Origin of the sequence: Hydrogenovibrio sp., from assembly GCF_049975065.1 — a bacterium.
Taxonomy (GTDB): Bacteria; Pseudomonadota; Gammaproteobacteria; order Thiomicrospirales; family Thiomicrospiraceae; genus Hydrogenovibrio.
Window position 1 is genome coordinate 5,760 of record NZ_JBNGDN010000069.1, and the last position, 4,767, is coordinate 10,526.

Here is a 4,767-nt window from a genome sequence, read left to right on the forward strand (position 1 = left end):
GCGCGTCAGAATGAAAAATCACTTTACCATTACCATCAGCGACGTTCATGGCTCCAAGCATTTTTCGTTTAAACAGTTTGTTCGGAAATTTGCGCTGTTTGTGGTGCTGTTTGTGGTCGTGTTGTTGGCTTCTGCGGCTGCGGTGATCTGGTGGTTGAATCAAGAAATTGTTGCGATTGAGCAGAATCGCCAAATCGCGGAGTTGGAATATCGCGCCGTGCTTGAGAACAGCCAAGAGGCCTATGTTGCGTTAGAAACCGAAAAGCTGAAACTGCAACACCAACTGGACGACCGTGCCAAGCAAATTCAGTTTCTGGATCAAACGCTGAGAGGGCTGGAAGATTTGATTGGCGTGGATGCCGAAGAAGATATGGTGATCGCCGATCGCGTCAAGATGGTGCAGTTGAGCACCTTAGAAAAGCAGGTGTTGCTGCGCGATATTCCAAATGGCCGCCCAGTGAAAGAGTTTAAGGGTGTGAGCAGCAGCTATGGTTGGCGCACCCATCCAGTCCGGGGCACACGCGAGTTTCATCGTGGGATTGACTATCGCGGTAAAAAGGGCGATGGCATTATTGCCACAGCGGATGGGGTGGTTGAGTATGCCGGGCATCACAAAAAAAGCGGGTATGGCAAGCTCATTATTATCTCGCACACCTATGGCTTTAAAACGCTTTACGGCCATTTAAGCAAGCTATCGGTTGAAACCGGTCAGGCCGTTAGAAAGGGAGATCTGATTGGTGAAATCGGCTCCACCGGTTTGTCTTCGGGGCCTCATTTGCATTATGAAGTGAGCTTTGTACAGCGTAAATTGAACCCAGTGCCGTTTATTGGTTGGGATTTACAGAATTACGATGAAATTTTTGAAAAGGTAAAGGGCGTTCCATGGGGATCTTTAAGTCAAATGGTTCAAAATCGCGTTCAGTTGGTGGAAAAACAATTATTGCTTCGGGATGTAAAATAACCGGGGAAATAAAGGATCCAGGCGGTGCGCTGCATATTGACGGTCAAGTCGATGGCATTATTGAAACCGAAAATGATATTTCAATCGGGGATCAAGGCATGGTGTCAGGCCTGGTAAAAGCAAAAAATATTGTGGTCAGCGGCACCTTGGAAGGCAAGGTGGCCTGCGAAACCATTGATATTTTAGCCACAGGCAAGCTGCTCGGCGAGGTGGTGTGTGGTCAAATGATGATCGAATCCGGCGGTAAATTCATTGGTGAAAGTCGCGAGTTAACCGAAGGTGGGTTGATTGTGAGTTTTCCGGAAGAGACGCAGACCACGCTTGAGGATCAACGCGGCGCAACGGAATCGATCGAAAGCGATGAGACCGCAGCGGATGAATCAAACCTGTCTTCGACATCGGACGAAAAATCGTCCAGTTCGAAATGAGTTGACCCCTACGTGGGTGTCATTAAGTTGGGTCGTCAAACCATTGAATGCGTGAATTAATTACGAAACTGAAAAGGGAGAAGTATGTCTAAGCAGTATGATGTTGCGGTCGTGGGTGCCACTGGCGCGGTGGGTGAAACCATTTTGAAAGTGTTGGAAGAACGCAACTTCCCTGTTCGGAACCTTTACCCGCTGGCGAGTAGCCGTTCGGCGGGTAAAAAATTGGAATTCAATGGTGGTTGGGTCGAAATTCAGGATCTGGCGACATTTGATTTCTCTAAAGTTCAGATTGGTCTGTTTTCACCGGGAGCCAGCGTGTCCCGCGAATATGCGCCCAAGGCGGCGGCGGCCGGTTGCGTGGTGGTGGATAACACCTCCGAATTCCGTTATGACGACGATATTCCATTGGTGGTGCCGGAAGTGAATCCGCAAGCCGTAGCCGGTTATAAAGCACGCGGCATTATCGCCAATCCGAACTGTTCAACGATTCAGATGTTGGTCGCATTAAAGCCGATTCACGATGCGGTAGGCATTACCCGCATCAATGTGGCCACTTATCAAGCGGTGTCCGGTTCTGGAAAAGAGGCGATTGATGAATTGGCCACGCAAACCGCCAACCTGCTGAATATGAAACCGGTGGAAGCCAAGGTGTATCCAAAGCAGATCGCCTTTAACTGTATTCCGCAAATCGATGTGTTCCAAGACAATGGCTACACCAAAGAAGAAATGAAAATGGTGTGGGAAACGAAGAAAATCATGGGCGACGATCGCATTTTGGTCAACCCGACGGCGGTGCGAGTGCCGGTTTTCTACGGTCACAGCGAAGCGATTCACATTGAGACCCAAGCCAAAATCACCGCTGAAACAGCCAAGGAGCTGTTTAAAGCGGCCGACGGCATTGTTTTGATCGACGAACACGAAGATGGCGGCTATCCGACAGCGGTCACCGATGCCGCCGATACCAACCCGGTTTACGTTGGGCGTGTGCGTGAGGACATTTCCTGCGATAAGGGTCTGAATTTATGGGTGGTGGCGGATAACGTCCGTAAAGGCGCGGCCACCAATACGGTTCAGATCGCGGAACTGTTGATTCAGGAGCATATTTAATCCCCAATGGCGTTATTGGCAATTGGTATTGAGTATCAAGGCACGGCCTATTGCGGCTGGCAGCGACAAGCGCATTGTGACTCGGTGCAGCAGCCGTTGGAAGCGGCTTTGTCGGAAATTGCCAATGAACCCATCGAGTTGAATTGCGCGGGTCGCACCGATACCGGTGTCCATGCCATTGGTCAGGTTGCGCATTTTGTGACCACCGCCGAACGTCCCGATAAAGCTTGGGTGCAAGGTGTGAATACCAAGCTACCACGTGATATTCGGGTGATTTGGGTCAAGCCCATGACGGGAGACTTTCATGCTCGCTTCTCGGCGGTGGCGCGCCAATACCGTTATGTGATTTTCAATCGTTCCGTGCATTCGGCCATTTTGGCGCATCGTGTGACCTGGGAAAGCTGGCCGCTGGATGAAACGAAAATGCATCAGGCGGCACAGGCTCTCATCGGCGAGCGCGATTTTTCCTCGTTTCGCGCGGCCGGGTGCCAAGCGGCGCATGCACGCCGGGAAGTACAGTGGATAGCGGTGTCGCGTCGCGGCGACTTTGTGTTTGTTGATATTCGCGCCAATGCGTTTTTACACCATATGGTGCGTAATATTGTCGGCACCTTGTTGGAAGTGGGCCGTGGGGAAAAGCCAGTGGACTGGGTGACCGATTTGCTGGCAAAGCAGGATCGCACCCAGGCGGGGATGACGGCGCCGGCGGATGGACTCTATTTTGTGAATGCGTTTTACCCGGAAGCGTTTGAGCTACCGCAGGTCGAATTGAACGAATTGTTATGGCAAGGTGGATGAGATGCGAACACGCATTAAAATTTGTGGCTTGACCGGATCCGAGGATGCGTTGGCGGCGGCAAAAGCCGGAGCCGATGCCTTAGGGTTGGTGTTTTACCCGCCCAGTCCGCGTCATGTTGAAATTGACCAGGCCTGGTCGATTATCGATGTTCTGCCGGCGTTTGTGACCACGACGGCGTTATTCGTCAACCCCGAGCCAGGCCTGGTGAAATCCGTGATTCAGGGTTTGCAGATTGATTTGCTGCAATTTCACGGCGATGAAACGCCTGCATTTTGCGAGCAATTCGAGCGTCCTTATATCAAAGCGGTGCGGATGCAGCCGGATACCGACCTCGCCGAATTGTCTCGGCGTTATGCCACCGCCCGCGCTTTGTTGCTGGACACCTATGTCAAAGGTGTGCCCGGCGGCACCGGCGAAGCCTTTAACTGGGATTGGGTCGCACCTTCGAAGCGAGATGACGCCTGTTTGCCGATTATTCTGGCCGGTGGCTTGACGCCGGAGAATGTCGCCCAAGCGATTCAAACGGTTCGGCCTTGGGCGGTCGATGTCAGCGGGGGGGTGGAAGTTGCACCGGGTGAAAAATCGGAGCGCCGGATACAATCTTTTGTGACCGCTGTGAACGCGTCCGCAGCCTTCCCTAAAACGTAAACAGCATTTAAATGAAAAGTGAGTTTCACTATGAGCATTGATTATTCGCAATACCCTGATTCAAAAGGGCATTTTGGTGTCTATGGCGGCATTTTTGCGCCGGAAACCCTAATGGCGGCGTTGGAGGAGCTGAATCAACAGTATCAACGCATGAAATCCGACCCGGATTTCTTGGCTGAGTTAGCGAAAGACTTTCAGGATTATGTCGGTCGCCCAAGCCCCCTGTATTATGCCGAACGCTGGTCTGAGTCCTTAGGCGGGGCGAAAATTTACCTCAAACGCGAAGACTTAAATCATACCGGAGCGCATAAAATCAATAACACCATCGGGCAGGCGCTTCTGGCGAAGCGCCTTGGCAAAACGCGCATTATCGCTGAAACGGGTGCCGGTCAGCATGGTGTGGCCAGTGCGACGGTTGCAGCACGGCTCGGTTTGGAGTGTGTGGTGTATATGGGCGCGGATGATGTGGTGCGCCAGGCACCGAATGTGGCGCGTATGAAAATGCTGGGTGCGCAAGTGGTGGCGGTGCAGTCGGGCACCCGCACCCTGAAAGACGCGCTGAATGAGGCGATGCGCGACTGGGTGACCAATGTGGACGATACCTTTTACATTATCGGCACCGTGGCCGGCCCGCACCCGTATCCAGCCATGGTACGGGATTTTCAAGCGATTATCGGTCGGGAAGCCAAGCAACAACATCTGGAAAAAGAAGGCCGTTTACCGGATGCTTTGATTGCCTGTGTCGGTGGCGGTTCGAACGCCATCGGTCTGTTCTATGATTTTCTGCCGGATGAGTCGGTTAAAATTTATGGTGTTGAAGCCGG

Annotated in this window: 6 protein-coding genes; all 6 read left to right on the plus strand. The window is 52.1% G+C overall.

The window, feature by feature from the left end:
* Positions 1–961: M23 family metallopeptidase (locus tag ACP5D0_RS08215; RefSeq protein ID WP_472365198.1), on the plus strand; the 961-nt coding region annotated here is incomplete at its 5' end.
* Between the two features lie 29 nt (positions 962–990).
* Positions 991–1,389 (plus strand): bactofilin family protein, encoded by a 399-nt coding sequence (locus ACP5D0_RS08220; protein ID WP_472365205.1) that lies wholly within the window; start codon positions 991–993, stop codon positions 1,387–1,389.
* An 84-nt stretch (positions 1,390–1,473) separates the two neighbouring features.
* A complete protein-coding gene (locus ACP5D0_RS08225) occupies positions 1,474–2,496 on the plus strand; it encodes an aspartate-semialdehyde dehydrogenase (RefSeq protein ID WP_472365199.1) in 1,023 nt (340 codons plus the stop codon).
* Between the two features lie 6 nt (positions 2,497–2,502).
* Positions 2,503–3,294 (plus strand): tRNA pseudouridine(38-40) synthase TruA, encoded by a 792-nt coding sequence (gene truA / locus ACP5D0_RS08230; RefSeq protein WP_472365200.1) that lies wholly within the window; start codon positions 2,503–2,505, stop codon positions 3,292–3,294.
* 1 nt (position 3,295) lies between these two features.
* Positions 3,296–3,943 (plus strand): phosphoribosylanthranilate isomerase, encoded by a 648-nt coding sequence (locus ACP5D0_RS08235; RefSeq protein WP_472365202.1) that lies wholly within the window; start codon positions 3,296–3,298, stop codon positions 3,941–3,943.
* Positions 3,944–3,973: 30 nt separating this feature from the next.
* Positions 3,974–4,767: tryptophan synthase subunit beta (trpB, locus tag ACP5D0_RS08240; RefSeq protein WP_472365204.1), on the plus strand; the 794-nt coding region annotated here is incomplete at its 3' end.